Genomic DNA, 23,576 nt, shown 5'->3' with positions numbered 1-23,576 from the left:
GAGCACCAGCCCACCCCGACACGCACCCAGCCGGCCCCCGAGGCCGCCACCCGGTCCAGCATCGCGGCGTTCACCGGCCAGTCCCGCCACAGGGAGAACACCTCCACCCCCGTCGCCAACACCCGCGACGACCCCACCACCGGGTCGACAGGCTTGTCGGCTGTCACTCGCAGCAGCCCGGCCACCGCCGTGCCGGCGGCAAGGAGGAGCAACACCAGCAGCAGCGTCCCCTTCCGGTGCGCCGGCCCCCGCGCCGTGCCGGTGTGAGATCGGCCGGCGTTCACCGGGTAGGCTCCGCGGCTCACCGGAGGCGTCTGCGGTACATGATCCTGTGCTGCTCGATCGCCTCCAGGTAGACCCGACGCATCCGCTCCCCGGTACCGCGGATGTCGTGGTGCGCCTGCACGTGCTCCCGGATGGCGGCACCCTCGCTGTCCGCGCGTGCCCGGTCGGCGAGTCGGGCGACGATCGCCTCGGCGAGGGTTGCGGGGTCCTCCGGTCTCACGACGGCGCCGCAGACCGAGTGCGGAAGGCTCTCGGTCGACCCTGCGACGTCCGTCAACACGACCGACCGACTGCAGGCTCCTGCCTCGAGCGGCACCAGCGCCATCCCTTCCCACCGCGAAGGCAGCACCACGACGTCTGCCGCGCGGTACCACAGCAACGGGTCCGCCTTCCCGACGAAGGACACGTCGGGTGGTGCCGCCGCCACGAGCCGGTCCTTGTCCGGTCCATCGCCGACGAGGGCGAGACGGGCGCCCTCGACGGCCGACCGCACCTGCGGCCAGGCCTCCAACAGGACGTCCTGTCCCTTCTGTCGGCTCAGCCGCCCCACGCAGACGGCGAGGGGCTCGTCACCGAGGCCGAGGGCGACCCGTGCGGTGTGGCGATCGCCCGGACTGAAACGCTTGGTGTCCACCCCGTTGGGGACCACCACCGCGCGGTCGTCCAGGCGCAGTCCGCTACCTGAAGCCTGTCCGCGCTCCGACTCGCTGACGCAGACGACGCGATCGGTCCAGCGCAGCGCGGCGCGTTCCCAGTATTCGGTGGCTTTGCGTAGCGGCCCCGTGACGGCGAGGAACGACCAGGCATGAGGCTGAAACACGGTCGGGCGGTGGCCACGCATGGCGAGCCGTCCGACGAGCCCAGCCTTCGCGCTGTGAAGGTGAACCACCAGGGGATCGAACCGCTGCACGATGTGGTGCAACCTGCGTGCTTCTCCTGGGACCGTGGGCCCGGGGCTGCGGTCCGCAGCCCAGGGGAAGACCTGCGCACCGGCCGAGAGGGCCGCTGTGGCCAGATCACCGCCGGTGGGGCAGGCGACGCCCACGTCCCAGCCCCTGGTTACGTGATCGCGGACGAGATCAATCACGCATCGCGCGACGCCCTCGGTCGTCGGCTGGGCGACGTGCAGCACACGCATCCCGGCGGCCGGGATGTCGAGCCCGTCCACGACCTCGTGCCGCTCGACCGCGAGTTCTCCGGTGGTCCGCGTCACCATGGGTACTCCCTTCACACGGAACCGGCCGAATGCCCTCGGAGTGCAGGGAGCCGGCGGAGTGTGCGTCACCATACGCCGGGCTGGGGGACCGGGCCTGTCGTGGAGAAGGTGTCCCGAAGCCTGGTTCGGACTTCCCTGGCCGCCACTTGCTGCGGGATCGGGTGCGCCGATCGCTCGCATCCAGCGTGCACCACGTGCGGTGGTGAGGGAGGCTGCCGCCTGTGAGCGGCACCGTCTTCCCTCCACGATCTGTCGAAAACACGGAAGGTAGTCGAGTGGCCACGCCTTTGCGCGTAGTGGTCATTTCGAGCCCCGGCGTACGGGACCCCTGGAGTTCGTGGGTGCTGCGGATCGTCACGTCGACGCCGCGCATCTCGGCCGACTGCGTCGATGGAACTGGTGTAGCGCAAATCGTGAGGGAGCTGCGTCGCATCGATCCCGACGTGGTCCTGATCAACGGCGAGGTGATTGCCCGGAAGGCTCTGACCGCCACGTGGCTCAGCGGCCACCGCGCAGCACTGGTGTCTCACGGAACCGATCCGTCCGCCGACGGCTCGTCGCCGCGCGCCACGGGAGCCGTGACACCCGTGGCAGCAGAGGGCAAAGCTGCGGAGGCGGTGCTCCCACCGCCCCCGCAGCTCATGGATGATCCGGACGTCGGGTCGGCAGGCGTGCACGAGGCGGCGCGTCGCCTGACCGGCGTCATCGCCGCTCTGTGCGGTCGGCCGGGCGCCGGTATCCCGCTCGACGAGACGCCCCAGGTGAGCGTTGTCGTCCCCGTGTGGTGTGAGGGAGACCTCGTCGACGATCTCGTCGACTCGCTCGTGCCCCAGCTGCTCCCGGGTGACGAGCTCGTACTGGTGGATGACGGCAGTCCTGACGACACCGGTGCACGGGTGGAGCAGGCCGCCCGCGCCAATCCGCAAGTTCGGGCGGTCGTCTTGCAGCGGAACGCAGGCGCGGGCGCGGCCCGCAACGCGGGCATCACCGCGGCCAGTCATGACCACCTCGTCTTCACCGACGCCGGCTGCCACTGGGGACGAGGGTGGCTCGATGCGATGCGCAGGCCCTTCGCCGAAGCACCCGCTCCCGGACTTGTCGCGGGCGCCTATGAGGTGAGCAAGCGTGGGGTGCTAGAGGCAGCCTCAGCGCTCGGCTGCTATCCCGACGTGTGCGAAGTGCGCAGGGCAGGGCCGGTGTCCCGGGCCTGGGGGCGGGTGTTCGGGCGGCGGTTCGATCCCACCCGGCCGGCGGGACGCGCCATGGCCACGACGCGTCAGGCCATCGAGGCGGCCGGTGGCTGGCCGGAGGACATCCGTGCCCACGAGGATCTAGACCTCGCTCAGGCCATCGCGCAACGTGGTGTGCCATGCGTGCTCACCACGGACGCCGAGCTGAAGTGGGACCAGGCGGGGATCCGTGGAACATGGCGCATGTACGTGCGCTACGGCCGCGGTGATGCTGAGGCGAGCGACCGGCAGGCATTGATGCGCAACGGAGTGCGGGTGCTGGCGTACTTCGCCGGGCCGGTTCTCCTGGTGCGCGGTGGTGTGGTCTTGCGTTCGGCCGTTCTCTGCGGGGCTCTCGCCTACTTCTCCGTACCCATGTTCAAGGCGAGGGGTGCCGAGAGGCCGTTGGCCACCTCGCTCCTCGTGCCCGTCCCCATCGTGGCGAAGGATCTGGCCAAGACGTGGGGAGCCCTGCAGGTCGTCTCGCGAGGGGTCCTGGAACATCGTTCTCGTCGTCGTCGTGCATCCGGAACGAACTTTGGGGAGGCGTTCGGTGTACCGGGCGCATGCTGCCCGTGACAGTTCGATCGGGCCAGTTCTCTGACTGGCCGGAGACTCAGCCTCCTCTAGGCTCGGGTCGTCGTCGAGCCGCTGGCCATCGCCACCCTGTAGTCCTGCATGGGGTGTCCCGGTATCCGCGACGGAAAGCGCCGGAAGATTTGGGAGCCGCATGGTCACCTCTGAGCTGACGACGTCAGGCACCGATCTGCGCCTCGACCACCAAGGTCCCGGCGGCCGGATCGTGCTCCAGCCGCGCATGTTCGACTCACGTCGACTGCGACCACGACTGATGCGACTACCGGCTGGCCCCTATCTCGTCGCAGGGGATGTGGCGGTCTTCCTCGCCTCCCTCGCTGCGCTCCGAGAACTCCACCCCATCCAGTTTGTAGCGCTCAGTGTTCTCATCGTCACGTTTGCAGTATGTGGTTTGTACCGTTCCCGATTGTCACTGTCGCTCCTCGATGACTTTCCGTACATCCTGGGTGGCGGAATCGTCACCTTGGCCACGGAGTTGGCGCTCAGCGTCGTCGCCCCGGGCATGCGGCCCCTCCACGAGGTCATCGGCCACGTCGGTCTCCTCGTCGTCGGCATCCTGATGATCCGCGCCCTCGCGTACCACACGGTCCGCCGGGCCCGCTGTCAGGGCAAGGTGCGGCACGCGGCCCTCGTGCTCGGTGCGGGCCAGGTGGGCATGCGCCTCACCCGCACTCTGCGGGAACACCGGTACTACGGCATCGATCCCGTGGGTTTCGTGGACTCGCGCCCCCGGGTCGATGATCCCTCCGAGCTCCCCGCGCCCCTGCTCGGCCGTCACGATGAGCTCGCCGAGCTCATCGAGGACTTCGACATCCGCGTCGTGATCGTCGCGTTCGGCAACCTGCGCGAGTCCGACCTCGTCGACATCCTGCGCACGTGTGACCGCCTCGACTGCGAGATCTTCATCGTGCCGCGCCTGTTCGAGGTGCACTCCGTGACCCGCGACGTGGACCAGGTGTGGGGCATCCCGCTGCTGCGCGTCCGCCGGGCCGCGTTCCGCACGTTCTCGTGGAAGATCAAGCGCCTCGTCGACATCGTCCTGTCGGCAGCTGCACTTCTCGCCCTGTCCCCGGTCATGGCGGCGGTCGCTGTCGCCGTCCGGTGGGAGGGCGGACCGGGCATCATCTTCCGCCAGCAACGCGTCGGCCTGGACGGCAAGCCCTTCGACGTCATGAAGTTTCGCTCTCTGAAGCCGGTCGACGACTCCGAGTCACAGACCAACTGGAACATCAAGCACGACGACCGTCTCGGGCCGGTCGGGAAGTTCATCCGCAAGTCGTCCCTGGACGAGCTGCCCCAGCTGGTCAACATCCTCCGGGGCGACATGAGCCTCGTGGGCCCGCGGCCGGAGCGCCCGCACTTCGTCGACCAGTTCACCCGCAGCGTGCCCCGGTACATGGCGCGCCACCGGGTCCCCGCCGGTCTGACCGGCTGGGCCGCCGTGCACGGACTGCGGGGGGACACCTCCATCGAGGACCGCGCCCGCTTCGACAACTACTACATCGAGAACTGGTCGCTCTGGGGTGACGTCAAGATCATGATTCGGACCGTGAGTCAGGTCGTCGGCGCCCGGGGCGGCTGACCTCCGCCTGCACGAGGGCCCTCCCGCCGTCAGGTGGGAGGGCCTTCGTGCGTCCGGCCGGGCTCACACGAGCCGCGGCTCCCCGTCCGGGACGACCTCGCCGGCCGGTGTCCCACCCCGCACGACCGGCAGGCCCGCCGCCCGCCACGCCCCGAGGCCGCCCGCGACGTCGGTGGCCCGGTGGACGCCGAGGTCCTGCAGGCACGCCGCGGCGAGGCTGGAGGTGTACCCCTCCTGGCACAGCACGACCACGTGCAGGTCGTGGTCGGCCTGCGGGATGCACGCTCCCGAGGTCGGGTCCAGCCGCCACTCCAGCACGTTGCGCTCCAGGACCAGGGACCCGGGCACCTCGCCCTCGGCCAGGCGCTGGGCCATCGGCCGGATGTCCACGAGGACGGCGCCGCCGGCGTGTGCGGCGTGCGCCTCGGCGGGGGTGAGGCGCCGCAGCCGCGCCCTGGCCCCGGCGAGGACGTCGGCGATGCCGCGCACGGGCCGGCGGAGCGGCACGGCCGCGCTCACGCCTCCACCTCGGGCTCGGCGGTGGTGACGGTGCGCACGCGCTCCAGGCGCCCGTCCACGACGGCGTAGAAGGACATGCGCTCCAGTCTGGGGGCGTAGGCGTGGATGCTCACCGCGGGCTCGTCGTGGTCGTTGCGCACGTCGTGCACGACGTCCGGCTCGACGGTGCGCAGCGCCCCGCCGGGCACGGCCCGCAGCGCGGTGGAGGTGAGGGCGCCGCCCGTGTCCGGCCGGACCTCGGTGAGGGTGCCCTCCACGACGGTGAACGCGGCGGCGGACCCGCCGTGGTCGTGCAGGTCGGTGCCCTGGGTGCGGGTCCAGGTCAGGAGCCAGACGTCGATGCCGGCGGGGGCGTCGAGGCGGGTCCAGTACCGCTCGTGGGTGTCGAAGCGCACGGCGGGACGCCACAGCGCGGGGCGGGCGGCGATCCCGCGCACGAGGGCGGCGAGGACGTCGGTCGCGCTGCCGCGGCGGGCGGCGGGGATCGTCGCCGGCGGGCCGGCAGGGGTGGTCGCCGGGTGGCCGGCGGGGGTGGTCGCGGGCAGGCCGGTGGGCAGGGTGGGGCGGGTCACGGGGTCCTCCGGGAGCCGCGGGCGCGACGGCGCGCGGCGGGGTGGTCGGCTGCTGGGCTCGGGTCAGGACCGAGCGGGACAGCCGGCGCTGGAGGTGCGCATCAGGTCGACGTGGCGGCGGACCCGCAGCAGCGGGCCGGCGGGCGTGGCCGGGGGAGGGGTCACCGTGGGCTCCTGTCGCCGGGAGGACCCGGGGCCCGGGTCCGCGCTTGCCCCGGGGGTCGCCCGGGGCCCGGTCATCACCCGGGGCACCCCGCCGCGGAGGAGGGTTGCCGGCCAGCGAGCCGGGGCTTGGCGCTGGCGCTCATGACCTGCCCGCAGCTTAGGAGGCGGACGACGTGTGCTGTCAACCGCCGCGGCGCGCGCCGCCGGCTCAGGAGCGCAGCGCGAGGGCCGCCACGGCCCAGCCGGCGACGGCCACCACGCCGGCGCCCATCTCGATGGCCATGCTCACCCCGGCCGCCTTCAGGGCCTGCACCGTCGAGCGCCAGGCCTGCGCCCCGCCGCCGCGCAGGCGGGCGGACTCGGCCAGGTAGATCCCGAGGACGAACCCGAGGGGGAGCCCCACGACCGGTACGGCGAAGAACCCGACCACCCCGAGGAGGGCGCCGGCGGCGAGGGTGCGGTTGGGGATGCCGAGCTGCTGCAGGCGGCGGCCGGGCAGGAGGTACTTGCCGATCTGCCCGAGGCTGATGACGACGACCACCCCCAGCAGGACCCACCAGGCGACACCGCCGGTGAACCACGCCCAGACGGCCGCGGCGCCCACGACGAGCACCGCACCGGGCAGCACGGGCAGGACGGTCCCGGCGAGGCCCACGGCCATCGCCAGGGCGACGAGCAGGAGCCCGGCGTCACCCACGGGTCAGGGGGTGCTGCCGGGCTCCGGTCGGGGCTGCGGTCAAGGTCAGCGCTCGTCGTCGGGAGCGACGTGCGGGGTGGTGGTGAGGCGGCCGGTCTCGTCCTGGATCTCGGCGGCGACGCCCTGGAGCGCCTGGCGGTGCTCGCGCCCGTGGTGGGCGCAGAAGAGCAGCTCTCCGCCGGACCCGAGCAGGACACGCACGTAGGCCTGAGCACCGCAGCGGTCGCAGCGGTCGGCGACGGTCAGCGGGTCGTTGGCAAGAGCTGTGGTCACGGGGCTCCTTCCGGAGGGCTGGTCAGCGCGGGGGCCCGTGGCCGGACACCCGCCGGAGGCAGCAGCTGCTGTCCCCTACTGTGCTGCAACATCCAACCACCCCCGCTGGTTCCCGCACGGGAGAGTCGCCCGTTCGCCAGGAGCGATCAGCCTCCCGGCGCGTGTCGGGCCGGTCGCCTAACCTGACCGGGTGAGCTCAGACCCGTCCCCCGCCGCACCCGGCTCCCGGGGCCGCCGCCCCGCGAAGGAGCCGGAGGGCTACACCGCGGCGCACCTGCTCGTCCTGGAGGGGCTGGAGGCCGTCCGCAAGCGCCCCGGCATGTACATCGGCTCCACCGACTCCCGCGGCCTCATGCACTGCGTGTGGGAGATCATCGACAACTCCGTGGACGAGGCCCTCGGTGGGCACTGCTCGAGGATCGTGGTGGTGCTGCACGCGGACACCTCCGTGGAGGTGCGCGACGACGGCCGCGGCATCCCCGTCGACGTGGAGCCCCGCACGGGCCTGTCGGGCGTGGAGGTCGTCTTCACCCACCTGCACGCGGGCGGGAAGTTCGGGGGCGGGTCGTACTCGGCCTCCGGGGGCCTGCACGGCGTCGGCGCCAGCGTCGTCAACGCGCTCTCGGCACGCCTGGACGTCGAGGTGGACCGCGGCGGGAAGACCCACGCGACGAGCTTCCGCCGCGGCGTGCCCGGCCGCTTCGCCGGCGAGGGCCCCGAGGCCCCGTTCGAGCGGACGACCGGCCTGGAGGTCGTCGGGCGCGCCAAGCGGGGGGTCACCGGCACGCGGGTCCGGTACTGGGCCGACAAGCAGATCTTCCTCAAGGAGGCGGAGTTCTCCTACTCCGACCTGATCGCCCGCGCCCGCCAGACCTCCTTCCTCGTGCCGGGCCTGACCATCGTGATCCGCGACGAGCGGGGCCTGCCGGGCACGCCCGCCGAGCACGGCCCGCACGAGGAGACGTTCCGCCACGACGGCGGCATCGGGGAGTTCGCCGACTTCCTGGCCCCCGACGCGCCCGTGACGGGCGTGTGGCGGCTGCAGGGCACCGACTCCTTCCGCGAGAACGTGCCCGTCCTCGACGCCGACGGCCACATGACCGTCACGGAGGTCGAGCGCCAGTGCGACGTGGACATCGCCGTCCGCTGGGGCACCGGCTACGAGACGACCGTCCAGTCGTTCGTCAACATCATCGCCACGCCCAAGGGCGGCACCCACCTCGCCGGGTTCGACCAGGCCCTGCTGAAGGTGCTGCGCAAGCAGGTGGAGCTGAACGCGCGCCGGCTCAAGGCGACCGGCAAGGACGACAAGCTGGAGAAGGACGACGTCCTCGCCGGGCTGACGGCCGTGGTGACGGCGCGCCTGGCCGAGCCGCAGTTCGAGGGCCAGACCAAGGAGGTCCTCGGCACCGCGGCGGTGCGCGGCATCGTCTCGCGCATCGTCGAGCGGGAGCTGACGGCGGTGCTCACCTCACCGAAGCGGGACGAGAAGCAGCAGGCCTCGCTGCTGCTGGAGAAGGTCGTCGCGGAGATGAAGGCCCGCGTCTCCGCCCGCGTCCACAAGGAGACCCAGCGGCGCAAGAACGCACTGGAGACCTCCTCCCTGCCGGCCAAGCTGAAGGACTGCCGCTCCGACGACGTGCAGCGCACCGAGCTCTTCCTCGTCGAGGGCGACTCCGCGCTGGGCACGGCGAACGTGGCGCGGAACTCGGAGCACCAGGCGCTGCTGCCGCTGCGCGGGAAGATCCTCAACGTCCAGAAGGCGTCCGTGGCGGACATGCTCAAGAACGCCGAGTGTGCCGCGATCATCCAGGTCGTCGGTGCCGGCTCGGGCCGCAGCTTCGACCTGGAGGCCGCCCGCTACGGCAAGGTCGTCCTCATGACGGACGCCGACGTGGACGGCGCCCACATCCGCACGCTGCTGCTGACGCTGTTCTTCCGCTACATGCGCCCGCTGGTGGAGGCCGGGCGGGTGTTCGCCGCGATGCCCCCGCTGCACCGGGTGGAGGTGTCCGGCTCGGGGCGCCGCCCGGCGGAGGTCTTCTACACGTACTCCGACGCCGAGCTGCGCCAGCTCCTGGCGGACCTGAACAGGCGCGGGCGCACCTACAAGCCGATCCAGCGCTACAAGGGCCTGGGGGAGATGAACGCCGACCAGCTCGCCGAGACGACGATGGACCCGGCCAAGCGCACCCTGCGGCGCGTCACGATCGCCGACGCCGCCGCCGCCGAGGACGTCTTCGAGCTGCTCATGGGCAACGAGGTCGCGCCCCGCAAGGACTTCATCGTCGCCGGCGCCGCGCGCCTGGACCGCGAGCGCATCGACGCCTGAGCCCGGCGCCCGCCCGCGCTCAAGCGGGGTGCCGGGCTGCCGATGCACCGGGGAGGTGCCGCACCGGGCGGTCCGGCGCAGATCGGGGGGACGGGTGAGCCCGACGACGGTCGTCGCCGTCTTCCTCACCGCCGCCGTGACGTGCGGCGCCGCGGCGGCCTGGTCGTGGCGGCGGCGGCACAACACCCCGGCCGCGCCGGCCCTCGCCGTCGTGCTCTGCGGTGCGGCCGTGTGGGCCGCGGGCGCCGGCGCGCTGCACCGCGGCCCCGGCGCCGCGGCCGAGCTCGCCGCCCACCTCGTCGTCTACGCCGCCATCCACGTCCTCGTCGTCGGCGCCCTGTGCCTGGGCGCCTCGGTGGCCGACCCCTCGTGGCGGCTGCGGCGGCGCAGCGCGCTGCTGCTGGCCGTCGCGCCGCTGCTGACGGTTGTGGCGGTGGCGACGGACGGGTGGCACCACCTGTTCTTCGCGGGCGTCGAGCGCGGCGAGGGCCACCCGCGGCTGGAGTTCGGTCCGCTGTTCTGGCTGCACTCGGCGTACTGCTACGGCCAGCTCGCGCGGTTCATGGTGCGCCTGGTGCGCTCGTGGTGGCGGGCGCCCTCGCTGTTCCGCCGGCAGCTGGGCAGCATCGTCGTGGCCGCCACCCTCCCGATCACCCTGAACGTCGTCACGCTCAGCGCACCGCACGTCTTCGGGGGCGTGGACTGGACACCGGTCTTCTTCGTGCTGACCGGCCTCGTCATGACCCACGCGATCTTCCGGCAGGGCTTCCTGCTGGTGGTGCCCGTGGCCCGCTCGCAGGTGGTGGACACCCTGGAGGACGGGGTCCTCGTCGTCGACGCCGCGGGGCGCCTCGTCGACGCCAACGTCGCGGCCCGGGAGCTGCTGCGGCGGCTGCGCCCCGACCTGCCCGCGGACCCCGTGGGCCTGCCGGCGCGGGAGGTCCTGGCGGCGGAGGCGCTGCGGCCCCTGCTGGAGGACGCCTGCCGGCGGACGGTGGAGGTGGCGCCCGGGCTGCACCTGGACCTGCGCTCGCGCGTGCACCGCGACGACCGCGGGCACCTCATCGCCCGGGTGGTCACCGCGCGGGACATCAGCGACGCCGTGGCGGCCGGCGACCTGCTGCGCGAGCAGCTCGCGGAGATCCGGGAGCTGAAGGAGCGGTTGCAGGAGGAGGCGGTGCGCGACCCGCTGACGGGCCTGCACAACCGCCGCCACCTCGTGGCCGCCCTCGCCGCCGCCGTGCGGGACCCGGCGCCGGTCGGGGTGGTGCTGCTGGACGTGGACCACTTCAAGTCGGTGAACGACACCCACGGCCACTCCGCGGGCGACGAGGTGCTGTGCGCGGTCGCGGACACCCTGCGGCGCCTGTGCCGGGAGGGCGACACCGTGGCCCGCTACGGCGGGGAGGAGTTCGTCGTCCTGCTGCCCGGTGCGGACGCCGTGACGGCCCTGCGCCGGGCCGAGGAGGTCCGGCGGGCCTGCCGCGCCACCCGCGTGCCCGTCGGGCCGGGCCCGTCGGGCCCGGCGCTGTCCGTGACCGTCTCCGCCGGGGTGGCCGTGTCCGCGGGTGCGGGCGGCGACGCGACGGGGCTGCTGCGGGAGGCGGACGCCGCGCTCTACGCCGCCAAGGCCTCGGGGCGCGACCGGGTGGTCGCCGCGGCCTGAGCCCCGGCGCTCAGGCCGGCCCCCGGCCGTGCCGATGTTCTCCCGGGCGCCCGCACCGGGCGGCGCCGCGTCGTGGGCGGGGGAGGTGCGGTGACCGGGTTCACGCTCGCCGTCTTCTTCCTCCTGGCCTCCCTCACCTGCGTGGCGACCGCCACGTGGGCGCTGCCCCGCCGCCGCTCCACCCCGGCCGCGGGAGCGCTGGCGGTGTCCCTGTACGGCGTGGGCGCGTGGGGCGGCGCCGACGGGCTACTGCACCTGGGCCTGCCCGACCCCGTCGAGGCGGGCCTGTTCGTCCTGCAGTACGTCGGCGTCAACGCCGCCATCACCGGCTCGCTGTGCATCGCCTGGGCGGTGGCCGACCCGACGTGGCGCGCCGGTCGCCGCCGCGTGCTGGCGCTGGCCGCGGTGCCCGCGCTGATCGTGGCCGCGGTGGCGACCGACCCGTGGCACCACCTCTTCTTCACCTCCACCAGCAGCCTGGTCGGGCACCCGCGGCCGGTGTTCGGGCCGCTGTTCTGGGTGCACACCCTGTACTGCTACGGCCTCTTCGCGTGGGGCGTGGGCCACCTGGTGCGCGCCTGGTGGCGGGCCTCGTCCCTCTTCCGCCGGCAGATCGGCTGCTCGCTGCTCGGTGCGGTCCTACCGGTCCCGCTGAACCTGGTGGCGATCCTGCTGCCGGGGGCGCTGGGCGGCGTGGACTGCACCCCGATGTTCTTCGTGGCGACGGGGCTGGTGTTCGCCTACGCCATCTTCCGCCAGGGCCTGCTGCGGGTGGTGCCGGTGGCCCGCTCCCAGGTCGTGGACACCCTGGACGACGGGGTGCTCGTGGTGGATGCCGCGGGGCGGCTGGTGGACGCCAACACCGCCGCCCGGGTGCTGCTGCGCCGGGTGCGGCCCGACCTGCCCGGGGACCTGCTCGGCCTGCCCGCGGTGTCCGTGTTCGACCACCGCGCGGTCAGCCCGCTGCTGTCCGGGCGGGCGCAGGTGACGGTGGAGGTCCGCCCGGGGCTGCACCTGGACCTGCGCTCGCGGGTGCACCGCGACGACCGCGGGCACGTGATCGCCCTGGTGGTCACGGCGCGCGACGTCAGCGACGCGGTGGCCGCCGAGCGGCGGCTGCGGGAGCAGCTGGCGACCATCGAGGCGCTGCAGGAGCGGCTGCAGGAGGACGCGGTGCGCGACCCCCTGACGGGCCTGCACAACCGCCGGCACGTGCTGGCCGAGCTGGACCGCGCGCTGGCGTCGGGGGAGCCGCTGGGCGTCGTGCTGCTCGACGTGGACCACTTCAAGTCGGTGAACGACACCCACGGGCACCAGACGGGCGACGACGTGCTCTGCACGGTGTCGCGGCGGCTGCGGGAGGCGACCCGCGAGCAGGACACGGTCGCCCGCTACGGCGGGGAGGAGTTCCTCGTCCTGCTGCCTGGTGCGGACGCGGAGACGGCCCGGCAGCGCGCGGAGGAGCTGCGGGTGCGCTGCGAGGCGGGCGCGGTGCCGCTGCCCCGCGCCGCCGGGGATCCCGCGGCGGCGCAGCGGGTGCGGGTGACGGTCTCCGCCGGGGTGGCGGTGTCCCCCGTGCACGGGTCCGAGGCCCGCACCCTCGTCGCGGCCGCGGACGGCGCGCTCTACGCGGCGAAGGCCGCCGGCCGCAACCGGGTGGTCGCGGCCGTCTGAGCGGGCGGGGCGCCGCGACGCCGCCCGGTGCGCCCGCGCCCGTCGCCGGACGGCCGACGGCTCAGCGGGGCTGCGCGTCCAGGCGCACCACGTCGTAGGGGGTGCTCGGCGTCGGCGGTGTGGCGAAGCGCCCGTTGACCAGCCACATCGAGCCGCCCGTGAAGATCGCGGTGGTGGGCCGGTCGAGGTCGGGGTCGGTGAGGCCGCCGACGACCCTGCCGCCGCGGCGGTCGGCGTCGAGGAGCACGACCGCCACCTCGTCCGTGCCGAAGCCGTACACGACGTAGAGGGTGCGGCCGAACAGCACGAGCCCGTCGCCGGAGCGCAGCGCCCGCCCGCGCAGCCGCAGCTCGGTGGTGACCCCGGTGCGCGGGTCGATGCGGAAGAGCTTGCCGGTGTTGCTCTGGACCGCGACGAGCGCCTGACCGGGCAGGTCGCGGATCCCGTTGAGGTTGAAGCCCGGCCCGTACCGCAGGTCGCCGGTGAGGGTCACGGCGCGGGCGGCGCCGGGGCCGGGCAGCCGGTTGCCGCGCAGCGGGATCACGACGAGCCGGGCCTTCTGGGAGTCGGTGACGTAGACGCCCTGGTTGGTCACGTCCAGGTCGTTGAGGAAGCCGCTGCCGGGCACCACCCAGCGCCCCAGCTCCTGCCCCGTCCCGCCGTCGTAGGCGGTGACGGCCCCGGTGGCGCCGCCCGCCACCCACAGCCGGTCGGTGCGCTCGTCGTAGACCATGCCGACCGCGACCCGGCCGGGGACACCCCGCACGAGGACCTCCCCGCGGCCCGTGGCGAGGTCGCCGCGGTAGATGCTGCCGTCGGCGCGCGAGCCCGCGAAGAACGTCGTGCCCGGTCCGTCGGCGATGCCCTCCGGCTGGGACCCGGCCGGCAGCGGCACCGTCTCCGGGAAGGCCTGCGCGCCCGTCGGTGGCGCCGCGGCGGCCCCGACTGCGGGCAGCACGGCGGCGGCGAGGGTCAGGACGGCGGCTGCGGCGGTGCGGCGGACCCGGCTCATGCTCACGCACAGTAGGCGCGCGGGGGCGTGGCCACCACCCCTGCGCCGCGCCGGCCCGCGGCGGGGCGTCAGGCGGGTGGGCCGGCCACCGCCGCCACGGGCTTCTCCGCGGGCACCCCGCTGCCGTCGCGGCGCCCGGGCACCTCGGGCAGCGGGGCGGCCGTGCCGCTCGGGGTGGCCGCCTCGGCGGGGCCGCGCCCCGCCCACGCCAGCGTCAGCACGTCCTCCCCGCGCAGGAAGCGGTGGCAGCGCACCCCGCCCGTGGCGCGGCCCTTGGGCGGGTACTCCGACAGCGGGGTCACCTTGACCGTGCCGTGGGCGACGCCCTCCAGCGCCTGGGTGGAGCCGGCGAGGGTGACGACGACGGCCTCGGGGTCGTCCGTCGGCACCGCCCCGAAGAACACCACCCGCGCGCCGGGGGAGAGCCGCACACCCGCCATGCCCGCCGCGCCGCGGCCCTGCGGACGCACGGCCGCGGCGCCGAAGCGCAGCAGCTGCGCGTCGGAGGTGACGAACAGCAGGTCCTCCTCGCCGGTGGTCAGCGGCACCGCGCCGACGACCTCGTCGCGCTCCTTCAGCGCGATGACGTCGACCTCGTCGCGGTTGCCCAGCGGCTCGGGCACGACACGCTTGACCACGCCCTGCGCGGTGGCCAGCGCGAAACCCGGGCCCGCGGGCTCCTCGGGCAGCGGCACCAGGCACAGCACCCGCTCGCCCCTGGCGAGGGTCACGAACTCCTTCACCGACACCCCGCCGGACAGCGACGGGCGCCCCGCGGTCGGCGGCAGGGCCGGCAGGTCCAGCACGGGCAGCCGCACCAGGCGCCCCGCCGACGTCACCACCCCGACGTGGCCGCGGGTCGTGGCCGCGGCGGTGGAGACCACCAGGTCGTGCCTGGTGCGCCGCCCCTCGGTGCCCGGCGGCTCGTCGGTCGCGGTGCGCACCAGCAGCCCCGTCGACGACAGCAGCACCCGGCACGGCTCGTCGGCCACCTCCAGCGCCGCGCCCCTGCCCCCGGCGGCGCCCGTGGCGGGCCCGTCGGAGGTCAGCAGCACGGTGCGCCGCGGGGTGCCGTGCTCGGCGGCGACGTCGGCCAGCTCGTCGGACACCAGCTTGCGCAGCCGGCGCTCGGAGTTCAGGACCGCCTGCAGGGCGGCGATCTCCCGGCGGAGCTGCTTCTGCTCCGTCTCCAGTTCCAGGCGGGAGAACTTCGTCAGCCGCCGCAGCTGCATCTCCAGGATGTAGCGGGCCTGCGCCTCCGACAGGTCGAACACCTGCATCAGGCGGGTGCGGGCCTGCTCGGAGTCGTCGCTGGAGCGGACGATGGCGATGACCTCGTCGATGTCGACGATCGCGACGAGCAGGCCGTCGACCAGGTGCAGGCGTTCCTCCCTGCGCCGCAACCGGTACGCGGTGCGGCGGCGCACCACGTCGAGGCGGTGGTCGACGAAGACCGTCAGCAGCTCCTTCAGCCCCAGCGTGCGGGGCTGGCCCTCCACGAGGGCGACGTTGTTGATGCCGAAGGACTCCTCCATCGGCGTCAGCCGGTACAGCTGCTCCAGGACGGCCTCGGGCACGAAACCGTTCTTCACCTCGATGACGAAGTGCAGGCCGCGGGTGCGGTCGGTGAGGTCCACCACGTCCGCCACGCCCTGCAGACGCTTGGCGTTGACGGCGTCCTTGATCTTCTCGGTGAGGCGTTCCGGGCCCACCCCCAGGGGCAGTTCCGTGACGACGATCCCCTTGCGGCGCGGGGTGATGTTCTCGATGCGCGTGGTGGCGCGGGTGCGGAACGTGCCGCGCCCCGTCTCGTACGCCTCCCGGATGCCCTCCAGCCCGACGATGCGCCCGCCGGTCGGCAGGTCCGGGCCGGGGACGAACCGCATCAGGTCCGCCGTCGTCGCCTTCGGGTTCTCGATGAGGTGGCGCGCCGCGGCGACGACCTCGGCGAGGTTGTGCGGCGGCATGTTGGTGGCCATGCCGACGGCGATGCCGCTGGCGCCGTTGACGAGCAGGTTCGGGAACGCCGCCGGCAGCACCCCCGGCTCGGTGAGCCGGTCGTCGTAGTTCGACACGAAGTCGACGACGTCCTCGTCCAGGCCGGTCGTCATGAGCAGCGCCGCGCTCGCCGGGCGCGCCTCGGTGTAGCGCTGCGCCGCGGGACCGGCGTCGAGGGAGCCGAAGTTGCCGTGCCCGTCGATCAGGGGCAGGCGCATCGTGAACGGCTGGGCCTGGCGCACCAGGGCGTCGTAGATGGCGGTGTCGCCGTGGGGGTGCAGCTTGCCCATCACCTCGCCCACCACGCGCGCGGACTTCACGTGCGGGCGGTCGGGGCGCAACCCCATGTCGTGCATCATGTAGAGGATCCGCCGCTGGACCGGCTTCAGGCCGTCGCGGGCGTCCGGCAGGGCCCGGGAGTAGATGACCGAGTAGGCGTACTCCAGGAACGCCCCCTGCATCTCCTGCTCGACGTCGACGTCGACGATGCGCTCGGGGACGGCCGGGGGCGGGGCTGCGGTGGTGCGACGTGCCATGACCCCCATCCTGCCTGCTGGGACCGACTTCCCCCGCCCCGGAGCGGCGGGCGGGGCCGGCGCGGCAGCCCCGTGGCGCGGACCTCACCCCGGCTGCGCCCACCCCGCCCCGTAGGCCCCGTCGTGCACCACCTCGGCCACCGGCCGCCGGCCCCGCCGCAGCGAGGGCGAGCGCCGGTCCCGGCCCGGGTGGCCGAGGCTCACCACCCCGACGACGCGGCGCTCGGCGGGCACGGCGAAGGCCTCCCGCAGCGGCCCGTGGGCGCCCGCCGGGACGCCGAACAGGCAGGCCCCCAGCCCGGCGTCCACCGCCGACAGCAGCAGCTGGTACGCCGCCATCCCGGCGTCCACGTCCCACCACGGCACCGGCCAGCGCGCCGGGTCGCGGTCCGCCCAGCCCTTGTCCGGCTCGGCGTAGCGCTCCAGGTAGGCGGCCGGGGAGCTGAGGACCACGACGAGCACGGGTGCGGTGCGCATGCCCGCCAGCCAGCGCGCCCCGCCGTCGCCCGGTGCCGGCCCCGCGGCCCCACCGGCACCGGGGGCGCCCGCGCGCGGCGGCGGTGCGCCGTGCGCGGTCGTCACCGCCCAGAACCGCTCGCGGTGCTCCGGCTCGCGCAGCACCAGCAGCTCCCGGCCCTGCGCGAAGCCCGCCGACGGCGCCCGCAGCGCCTCGCGCAGCAGCCGGTCCAGCACGTCCCGCGCCACCGGCAGGGACTCCTCGTAGCCGCGGACCATGCGGCGGCGGCGCACCACCTCGGACAGCTCCACGGCGGGCAGTCTGCCCGGTGACCGGTTCCCCGCCCGGCCCCACCCGTCGCGCGGCGGCGCCGTAGGCTCGGCGGCATGGGGACGCAGCCACCCGCCGGCGACCCTCCCGCCCCGGGGGCCGCGCCGTACCCCACCCGGTGGGAGGCGGACGTCGTCCTGCGCGACGGGGGCACCGCGCACGTGCGGCCCATCACCCCCGCCGACGCCGGGGCCGTCGCCCGCTTCCACGAGCACCAGTCCGAGGAGTCGCGCTACTTCCGGTTCTTCGCGCCCATGCCGCGGCTGTCCCCGCGCGACCTGGCGCGCTTCACCGTCGTCGACCACACCGACCGGGTCGCGCTCGTGGCCACCGTCGGCGACGACATCGTCGGCATCGCCCGCTACGACGCCGCCCCCGCCCGGCCCGGGCGCCCCCGGGAGGCGGAGGTGGCCTTCAACATCTCCGACGCCCACCAGGGCCGCGGCCTCGGCTCGGTGCTGCTGGAGCACCTCGCCGCCGCCGCGCGGGAGCAGGGCGTGCACCGCTTCACCGCCGACGTGCTGCCCCAGAACGCCAAGATGATCAACGTGTTCCGCGAGGCGGGCTACGAGGTGCGCCAGGGCTACTCCGACGGGGTGCTGGAGGTGTCCTTCGCCATCGACCCCACCGAGCGGTCGGTGGACGTCATGCGCGCGCGGGAGCAGCGCGCCGAGGCCCGCAGCATGGTGGCCCTGCTGGCCCCGTCCTCCGTCGTCGTCCTCGGGGCCAGCCGCAACCCCGGCACCGTCGGGCACCGCCTCCTCGCCGACATCGTCGACGGGGGTTTCCGCGGCCGGGTCCACGCCGTCAACGCCGACGCCGACCCCGAGGAGACCCACCTGCTCGGGGTGCCCCTGCACGCCTCCGTGCGCGACGTCCCCGCACCCGTCGACCTCGCCGTCGTCGCCGTCCCGCCGTCCTCCGCGGTGGAGGCCGTGACCGCCTGCGCCGCGATCGGTGTGCGCGGTCTCGTCGTCGTCTCCAGCGGTTTCGCCGAGACCGGCCCGGCGGGCCTGGTGCTGCAGCGGGAGCTGGTGCGCGTCGCCCACGCCAACGGCATGCGCGTCGTCGGGCCGAACTCCTTCGGCCTCATCAACACCGACCCCGACGTGCGGCTCAACGCCTCCCTGCACACCGAGCTGCCCGCCGCGGGCCGGTTCGGGCTGTTCAGCCAGTCCGGCGCCCTCGGCGTGGCGGTCCTCTCCTCCGCGGACCGCCGCGGCCTGGGCGTCTCCACGTTCGTCTCCGCCGGCAACCGCGCCGACGTCTCCGGCAACGACTGCATGCACTACTGGGTCGACGACGAGCGCACCACCGCGGTCGGCCTGTACCTGGAGAGCGTCGGCAACCCCCGCAAGTTCAGCCGGGTCGCCCGCTCGCTCTCCCGCCGCAAACCCGTCGTCGTGGTGAAGTCCGGCACGTCCAGCTTCGGGGTGCCGCCCGGCCACGCCGTGCGGCCCAGCCGGGTCCCCTTCGCCGCGTTCGACGCGATGCTGCGGCAGGCCGGCGTCATCCGCGTGGAGAACGTCCACCAGCTCTTCGACGTCGCGCAGGTCGTGGTCGACCAGCCGCTGCCCGCAGGGGACCGCATCGCGGTGGTCGGCAACTCCGACGCCCTCGCGACCCTCGCCGCCGACGCCGCGGTCAGCTGGGGGCTGCGCGTGACGCACGGGCCGGTGTCCGTGCACCCCGAGGCCGACGTCGCCGAGGTCGTGCGCGCGCTGGAGCAGGCGATGGCCGACCCGGAGGTCGACGCGGTCGTGGCCAGCTACGTGCCGCCCACCGCGACCGTCGACACGGGCGTGGCCGCCGCGGTGGCCGCCGCCGCCATCCGGGGCGGCAAGACGTGCGTGACGTGCTTCCTCGGCACCCGCAGCGTGCGCGCGGCCGTCGTGGCGCCCGGCGACGACGGGGAGGCGGGCGGCGGCACCGGGCCGGGCCCCGGGCGGGTCGTGCCGTCCTACCCGACCCCCGAGGACGCCGTGCGGGCGCTGGCCTCCACCGTGCGCTACGCCGCGTGGCGCCGGCGCGACCCCGGCCACCTCGTCGCGCCGGAGGGCGTGGACCCCGACGCCGCGCGCGCCGTGGTCGCCCGCGTCCTCGCGGGGGCACCCGCCGGCGGCGACCTGCCGCGCGCCGCCGTGGCGGAGCTGCTCGCGGCGGTCGGCGTCCGGCTGTGGCCGCGGCGGGAGGTCCACTCCCGGGAGGAGGCCGTGGAGGCCGCCTGGGACCTCGGCTGGCCGGTGGCGCTGAAGACCACCGACGACGACCTCGCGGGCCGCCAGGACCTGCGCGGGGTGCGCCTGGGCATCAGCAACGCCACGGCCCTGGCGATCGCCGTCGACGAGATGCGCGAGGCCCTCGGCGCCGGCGCCGCCCGCCTCGTCGTGCAGCCCATGGCGCCGCTCGGGGTGCCGTGCCAGGTCCGCAGCATGGAGGACCCCCTGTTCGGGCCGGTGGTCAGCTTCGGCCTGGAGGGCGACCCCCTGGACCTCCTCGACGACATCGCGTACCGCATCCCGCCGCTGACCGACGTCGACGTCTCCGAGCTCGTGCGCTCGGTGAAGGCGTCCCCCCGCCTGCTCGGGCACCGCGGCGCGCCCGTCCTGGACGTGGCGGCCCTGGAGGACGTCATCGCGCGGGTGTCCGTCCTGGCCGACGCGATGCCGGAGATCGCCGAGCTGCGCCTGGCGCCGGTGCTGGTCGCCGAGCAGGGCGTCTCCGTCCTCGACGCCACGGCCCGCGTGGCACCTCCCCCCGGGCGTGCCGACGCCGACCGGCGCGTGCTGCCGAGCTGACCGGCGCGTGCTGCCGAGCTGACCGGCGCGTGCTGCCGGGCCGACGGGCCGGGTCGGTGCCCGCGCCGGACCCCGGAGTGCGCGATGATGGCGCGATGCGCGAGCGCACGACCCCCCGCCGCCACACACCCGACGCCGCGTCCCCGGCGGAGCTGCCCGACGAGCTCGTCGCCGACGTCGAGCGCGCGGGGTACTACCCGCAGCTCGTCGTCGACGTGCTGCACTCCGGCCTGGCGGGTGACGCCGTCCTGGCGCACCTGGTGCACCTGGAGACGACGTTCGACAGCGCCGAGGTCCGGCGGCACGTCACCGTCCTGGCCCTGACGGGCACGCGGCTGCTCATCGCGCACGCCGACGACCACGGCCCCGACGACACCTCCGCGGAGAGCTACGCCGTGGCCTCCACCGAGGCCGTCGCCCTGCACCGGGTGGAGTCCGTCGTGGTGTCCCACGTCGTCACCCGCCCCGCCGAGCACCGCGTCGGGTCCACCCCGCACGAGGTCACCCTCACCGTGGGCTGGGGTGCGGTGCGCCGGATCGACCTGGAGCCCGCCGGGTGCGCCGACACCGAGTGCGACGCCGACCACGGCTACACCGGCTCCCTGTCCGGGGACGACCTGACCCTGCGCGTCAGCGCCGCCGCGGAGGGCAAGGGCGCCGTGCAGGCCGCCGTCGCGTTCGCCCGGGCCCTCTCGGAGGCGACAGCCCGCGCATGAGCGCCGCCCGGGGCGACAGCCCGCGCGCGAGCGGGACGCAGGCCCCCGCGTCCCTGCCCGGCGCGCCGCCCTACGGCACCGCGTCCCTCGCCGACGTCCTGCCCGCGGTGGCCCGCGCCCTGGGCGTGGAGACCGCCCGCGCGGCGGCACCCGGTGCCCTGGAGGTGCCCGCCACGGCCCGCGCGTGCGTGGTCCTCGTCGACGGCCTGGGCGAGCTGGCCCTGGCGGAGCGCGGCGGGCACGCGCCGTTCCTGCGCCGGTTGCGCGCGGACGGGGCGCACCGGGTCATCAGCGCGGGCTTCCCCACCACGACCGCCACCAGCATGGGGCTGTTCGGCACGGGGCTGCCGCCGGGCGGGCACGGCCTCGTCGGCTACGAGGTGCTCGACCCGGCCCGGGACGTCCTGGTCAACCAGCTGGCGTGGGACGCGGAGCTGGACCCGCGCCGCTGGCAGCCGCACCCCACGGTGCTGCAGGACGTGCAGGCCGCCGGGGTGGAGGTCGTCCGCGTGGGACCCCCGCACTTCGACGGCTCCGGGCTCACCGAGGCGGTGCTGCGCGGCGGGCGGTTCGTGGGCACCCCCGACGACCTCGACGCGCGCGTCGACGCGGCCGTCACCGCGGTCCGCTCGGCCGCCCGGAGCCTGGTGTACGTGTACTGGGGCCGGCTGGACTGGACCGGGCACGGGGAAGGCGTCGGGTCCTGGCAGTGGGGCGACGAGCTGGAGCGGGTGGACGCGGCACTGGCCGCCCTGGCGCGCCGGCTCCCGGCGGACTGCCGCCTCGTCGTGACGGCCGACCACGGCATGGTCGACGTGCCGTTCGCGCAGCGCCTGGACCTGGCGCACGAGCGGGACCTCGCGGCGGGGGTGCGGCACGCGGGCGGGGAGCCGCGGGCGCTGCACCTGTACTGCGAACCCGGGGCCGCGGACGCGGTGCTGGAGCGCTGGCGCGGGCGCCTGGGGGACACCGCGTGGGTGCTCCCGCGGGCGGAGGCGGTCGCGGCGGGCTGGTTCGGCCCCGTCGCACCGGGGGTGCTGGAGCGCATCGGGGACGTCCTGGCCGTCATGCGCACGCAGACCGCGGTGGTGAACTCCGCGCGGCAGCGGCCCGAGGTGCTGCGCCTGCTCGGCCACCACGGGGCGCTGACGCCCGAGGAGCGGCTGGTCCCGCTGTTCGTGACGGGGCGCTGAGGTCGCGCGGACCCGGAGGCCGCCCGCGCGGGCGGCCTCCGGCGCGGACCCTGCGCCGGGTCAGTCCCGCTTGGCCCCGAACATGATCTCGTCCCAGCTCGGCACGCTCGGGCGCTTCTGGGCGTTGCGCCCGGCCCGGTTGCGGCTGCCGCGGGGCGCGCGCGGCCGCGGGGCGGGCGGCTGGGGCGCGCCGGACACGGCCTCCTCCGCCGCGGCGGGCGCCTCCGGGCCGGGTTCCGCCACCGCCTCCGGGGCGGCGGGTGCCGGCTGCGGGGCCGGTGCCGGCTGCGGGGCGGGTGCCTGCTGCCGGGCGGGCGGGCGCCTGCGGGGCGGCGCCTGCGCGGACGGCGCCTCCGCCGCCCGGGCGGGCGGTGCCTGCACGACGGGTGGCCGGACCGGTGCCTCGGCCGGCGGCGCCTCGACGGGCGCCCCGGCGGGCGGTACCTGGCCGCTGTCCGCCTCGTCCACGGGCTCCGGGTTCCCCACCGCCGCGACCGGCGCGGCCTCGGGGACCGGCGCGGTCTCCGCGACCGGTGCGGCCTCGGGGACCGGCGCGGTCTCGGGGACCGGCGCGGCCTCGGCGACGGGTGCGCCGGCCTGCTCCGGCTCCGCGGGGGTGGCCTCGTCCTGCAGGTCCTCCGCGGGCAGGTCGGCCGGTGGCAGCACCCGGTCGTCGACGACGTCCTCCGGGTGCGAGGCGGCCGGGTGCGCGGCCGGGACCTCCGGCTCCGCGGACTCCTGCATCCCCGGCACCGGCGACGTCGTGGCGCGCACCGCGGACGGCGGCTCCACCGGCCGGCCCCAGGCATCCTCCGTGGCCAGCGAGCGGGCGCGGCTGGTGTCGCCGCCCGCCGGCTGGCGCTGCCCGCGCCGCTCGCTCAGCGCGTCCAGCAGGTCCTCGGTGGGGTCGCGCCGCACCGCGGCGGCACGGACCCCGCCGTCGGCCTCGATGTCGTAGACGCGCTCCCGGCTGCGGCGGGCGCCCTCCTCGCCGACGCTCGCCAGCCGTCGCGGCGGCAGCGGCCCCGACTCGGCGGGTGCCTCCTCCGACAGCCAGCGCGCCTCGTCGTCCGCCGCGGTCAGCGAGCGCGCGCCCACGTCGAACGCCCAGCGCGCCAGGCGCCCCCGGCCCCCGGCCACGAACTCCACCTGCACGGTCCAGCTGGAGTCCTCGTCGCGCCAGGCGTCCCAGCGCACCGCCTCGGGGTCGACGGCCCGGGCGGTCAGCCGCTGCGCGACGACCTCGTCCAGGGACGGGGCGGAGCCGGCGGCGTCGCGCCGGCCGAACGGGGTGCGGCGGGCGAGGTCGCCGACGTGGGCGCGCTCGGCGAGCACGGGCCCCTCGTAGCGGCGCACGTTGGCGACGGGGATCCCGGCGAGCTCGGCGATCTCCTCGGCCGTCTCACCCGCCCGGATGCGGGCCTGGATCTCCTTGGGGCGCAGATCGGCGGAGGACTGGAGCTGCAGCTGGCCCAGACGGGCGCGGTCGCGGCGCACCGCCGCGCGCAGCGCCTCGTCCACCCGCAGGCGGAAACGGCTGCCGTCGCTGCCGGCGAGGACCACGTGCTCACCGTCGTCGTGCACTCCGACGAGCCTCAGGTCGTGCATGCGGACGTCCTCCCAGCGGCGAGCGGGCCCGGGTCCCACTCCGGTGCCTCGCGGGTGAACTCTGCCACCTCCGGAGCCCCTGGCGTAGCCGACCCTTCCCGGCAAGCCGTGCGGGCCCCCC

General features: G+C 75.3%; 18 protein-coding genes and 1 riboswitch. Of the genes, 8 read left to right on the top strand and 10 right to left on the bottom strand.

Features of this window, described 5'->3' with window-relative positions; translation table 11 throughout:
- Positions 1-215: hypothetical protein (locus ACYQBY_RS03600; protein ID WP_459642413.1), on the bottom strand; the 215-nt coding region annotated here is incomplete at its 3' end.
- An 86-nt stretch (positions 216-301) separates the two neighbouring features.
- Entirely contained in the window at positions 302-1,501 is a 1,200-nt protein-coding gene (locus tag ACYQBY_RS03595) for a glycosyltransferase (protein WP_459642412.1), read from the bottom strand.
- A gap of 341 nt (positions 1,502-1,842) precedes the next feature.
- Between ACYQBY_RS03595 and ACYQBY_RS03590 the strand changes: the two genes are divergently transcribed.
- A complete protein-coding gene (locus ACYQBY_RS03590) occupies positions 1,843-3,309 on the top strand; it encodes a glycosyltransferase family 2 protein (protein WP_459642411.1) in 1,467 nt (488 codons plus the stop codon).
- 238 nt (positions 3,310-3,547) lie between these two features.
- Positions 3,548-4,909: a sugar transferase gene (locus ACYQBY_RS03585; protein ID WP_459642467.1), complete on the top strand. Its 1,362-nt coding sequence runs from the start codon at positions 3,548-3,550 to the stop codon at positions 4,907-4,909.
- A 63-nt stretch (positions 4,910-4,972) separates the two neighbouring features.
- Here ACYQBY_RS03585 and ACYQBY_RS03580 read toward each other — a convergent pair whose 3' ends face one another.
- The 4 genes from ACYQBY_RS03580 to ACYQBY_RS03565 all read right to left on the bottom strand — a co-directional run bounded on the left by ACYQBY_RS03580 (position 4,973) and on the right by ACYQBY_RS03565 (position 7,135).
- Entirely contained in the window at positions 4,973-5,428 is a 456-nt protein-coding gene (locus tag ACYQBY_RS03580; protein WP_459642410.1) for a rhodanese-like domain-containing protein, read from the bottom strand.
- Entirely contained in the window at positions 5,425-6,000 is a 576-nt protein-coding gene (locus tag ACYQBY_RS03575) for a cysteine dioxygenase (protein WP_459642409.1), read from the bottom strand. The genes ACYQBY_RS03580 and ACYQBY_RS03575 overlap by 4 nt, the downstream gene beginning before the upstream one ends.
- 200 nt (positions 6,001-6,200) lie before the next feature.
- Positions 6,201-6,312, bottom strand: a riboswitch (SAM riboswitch).
- A 61-nt stretch (positions 6,313-6,373) separates the two neighbouring features.
- A complete protein-coding gene (locus tag ACYQBY_RS03570) occupies positions 6,374-6,862 on the bottom strand; it encodes a DUF456 domain-containing protein (RefSeq protein ID WP_459642408.1) in 489 nt (162 codons plus the stop codon).
- A gap of 45 nt (positions 6,863-6,907) precedes the next feature.
- Positions 6,908-7,135 carry a DUF7455 domain-containing protein gene (locus tag ACYQBY_RS03565; protein ID WP_459642407.1) on the bottom strand — a complete coding sequence of 76 codons (228 nt, stop codon included), beginning with the start codon at positions 7,133-7,135 and terminating at the stop codon, positions 6,908-6,910.
- A 190-nt stretch (positions 7,136-7,325) separates the two neighbouring features.
- On the opposite strand from ACYQBY_RS03565, the gene ACYQBY_RS03560 reads away from it, so the two are divergent.
- The 3 genes from ACYQBY_RS03560 to ACYQBY_RS03550 all read left to right on the top strand — a co-directional run bounded on the left by ACYQBY_RS03560 (position 7,326) and on the right by ACYQBY_RS03550 (position 12,807).
- Positions 7,326-9,467 (top strand): DNA gyrase/topoisomerase IV subunit B, encoded by a 2,142-nt coding sequence (locus ACYQBY_RS03560; protein ID WP_459642406.1) that lies wholly within the window; start codon positions 7,326-7,328, stop codon positions 9,465-9,467.
- Positions 9,468-9,561: 94 nt separating this feature from the next.
- Entirely contained in the window at positions 9,562-11,133 is a 1,572-nt protein-coding gene (locus tag ACYQBY_RS03555) for a histidine kinase N-terminal 7TM domain-containing diguanylate cyclase (protein ID WP_459642405.1), read from the top strand.
- A 90-nt stretch (positions 11,134-11,223) separates the two neighbouring features.
- Positions 11,224-12,807, top strand: a complete 1,584-nt coding sequence (locus ACYQBY_RS03550; RefSeq protein ID WP_459642404.1) for a histidine kinase N-terminal 7TM domain-containing diguanylate cyclase — start codon at positions 11,224-11,226, stop codon at positions 12,805-12,807.
- Positions 12,808-12,868: 61 nt separating this feature from the next.
- On the opposite strand, the gene ACYQBY_RS03545 is transcribed toward ACYQBY_RS03550, so the two are convergent.
- The 3 genes from ACYQBY_RS03545 to ACYQBY_RS03535 form a co-directional block, all read right to left on the bottom strand.
- Positions 12,869-13,819, bottom strand: a complete 951-nt coding sequence (locus tag ACYQBY_RS03545) for an NHL repeat-containing protein (protein ID WP_459642403.1) — start codon at positions 13,817-13,819, stop codon at positions 12,869-12,871.
- A gap of 68 nt (positions 13,820-13,887) precedes the next feature.
- Positions 13,888-16,353, bottom strand: coding sequence for a DNA gyrase/topoisomerase IV subunit A (locus ACYQBY_RS03540; RefSeq protein ID WP_459642402.1), 2,466 nt, complete (start codon positions 16,351-16,353; stop codon positions 13,888-13,890).
- A gap of 84 nt (positions 16,354-16,437) precedes the next feature.
- Positions 16,438-17,121: a nitroreductase family protein gene (locus tag ACYQBY_RS03535; protein ID WP_459642401.1), complete on the bottom strand. Its 684-nt coding sequence runs from the start codon at positions 17,119-17,121 to the stop codon at positions 16,438-16,440.
- A gap of 75 nt (positions 17,122-17,196) precedes the next feature.
- On the opposite strand from ACYQBY_RS03535, the gene ACYQBY_RS03530 reads away from it, so the two are divergent.
- The 3 genes from ACYQBY_RS03530 (at position 17,197) to ACYQBY_RS03520 (ending at position 21,847) form a co-directional block, all read left to right on the top strand.
- Positions 17,197-19,938 carry a bifunctional acetate--CoA ligase family protein/GNAT family N-acetyltransferase gene (locus ACYQBY_RS03530; protein WP_459642400.1) on the top strand — a complete coding sequence of 914 codons (2,742 nt, stop codon included), beginning with the start codon at positions 17,197-17,199 and terminating at the stop codon, positions 19,936-19,938.
- Positions 19,939-20,033: 95 nt separating this feature from the next.
- Positions 20,034-20,654, top strand: a complete 621-nt coding sequence (locus tag ACYQBY_RS03525; protein ID WP_459642399.1) for a DUF5998 family protein — start codon at positions 20,034-20,036, stop codon at positions 20,652-20,654.
- On the top strand, positions 20,651-21,847 hold the full coding sequence (locus ACYQBY_RS03520) for an alkaline phosphatase family protein (RefSeq protein ID WP_459642398.1): 1,197 nt from the start codon (positions 20,651-20,653) through the stop codon (positions 21,845-21,847). The genes ACYQBY_RS03525 and ACYQBY_RS03520 overlap by 4 nt, the downstream gene beginning before the upstream one ends.
- A 60-nt stretch (positions 21,848-21,907) precedes the next feature.
- Here ACYQBY_RS03520 and sepH read toward each other — a convergent pair whose 3' ends face one another.
- Complete coding sequence (sepH, locus tag ACYQBY_RS03515) at positions 21,908-23,455, bottom strand: septation protein SepH (RefSeq protein ID WP_459642397.1); 1,548 nt, start codon at positions 23,453-23,455, stop codon at positions 21,908-21,910.
- Between the last annotated feature and the right edge of the window lie 121 nt (positions 23,456-23,576).

The sequence above is a fragment of the Kineococcus anabasis genome (assembly GCF_054590795.1).
Note: the sequence above shows the minus strand (reverse complement) of the source record. Positions and strands in the feature narration are given on the sequence as shown.

What these genes read in the sequence shown, in the direction of transcription:
- ACYQBY_RS03595 (WP_459642412.1), bottom strand. Translation starts at nt 1,501, where the DNA reads ATGGTGACGCGGACCACCGGAGAACTCGCGGTCGAGCGGCACGAGGTC.
- ACYQBY_RS03585 (WP_459642467.1), top strand. Translation starts at nt 3,548, where the DNA reads ATGTTCGACTCACGTCGACTGCGACCACGACTGATGCGACTACCGGCT.
- ACYQBY_RS03545 (WP_459642403.1), bottom strand. Translation starts at nt 13,819, where the DNA reads ATGAGCCGGGTCCGCCGCACCGCCGCAGCCGCCGTCCTGACCCTCGCC.
- ACYQBY_RS03540 (WP_459642402.1), bottom strand. Translation starts at nt 16,353, where the DNA reads ATGGCACGTCGCACCACCGCAGCCCCGCCCCCGGCCGTCCCCGAGCGC.
- ACYQBY_RS03530 (WP_459642400.1), top strand. Translation starts at nt 17,197, where the DNA reads ATGGGGACGCAGCCACCCGCCGGCGACCCTCCCGCCCCGGGGGCCGCG.
- ACYQBY_RS03525 (WP_459642399.1), top strand. Translation starts at nt 20,034, where the DNA reads ATGCGCGAGCGCACGACCCCCCGCCGCCACACACCCGACGCCGCGTCC.
- ACYQBY_RS03520 (WP_459642398.1), top strand. Translation starts at nt 20,651, where the DNA reads ATGAGCGCCGCCCGGGGCGACAGCCCGCGCGCGAGCGGGACGCAGGCC.
- sepH (WP_459642397.1), bottom strand. Translation starts at nt 23,455, where the DNA reads ATGCACGACCTGAGGCTCGTCGGAGTGCACGACGACGGTGAGCACGTG.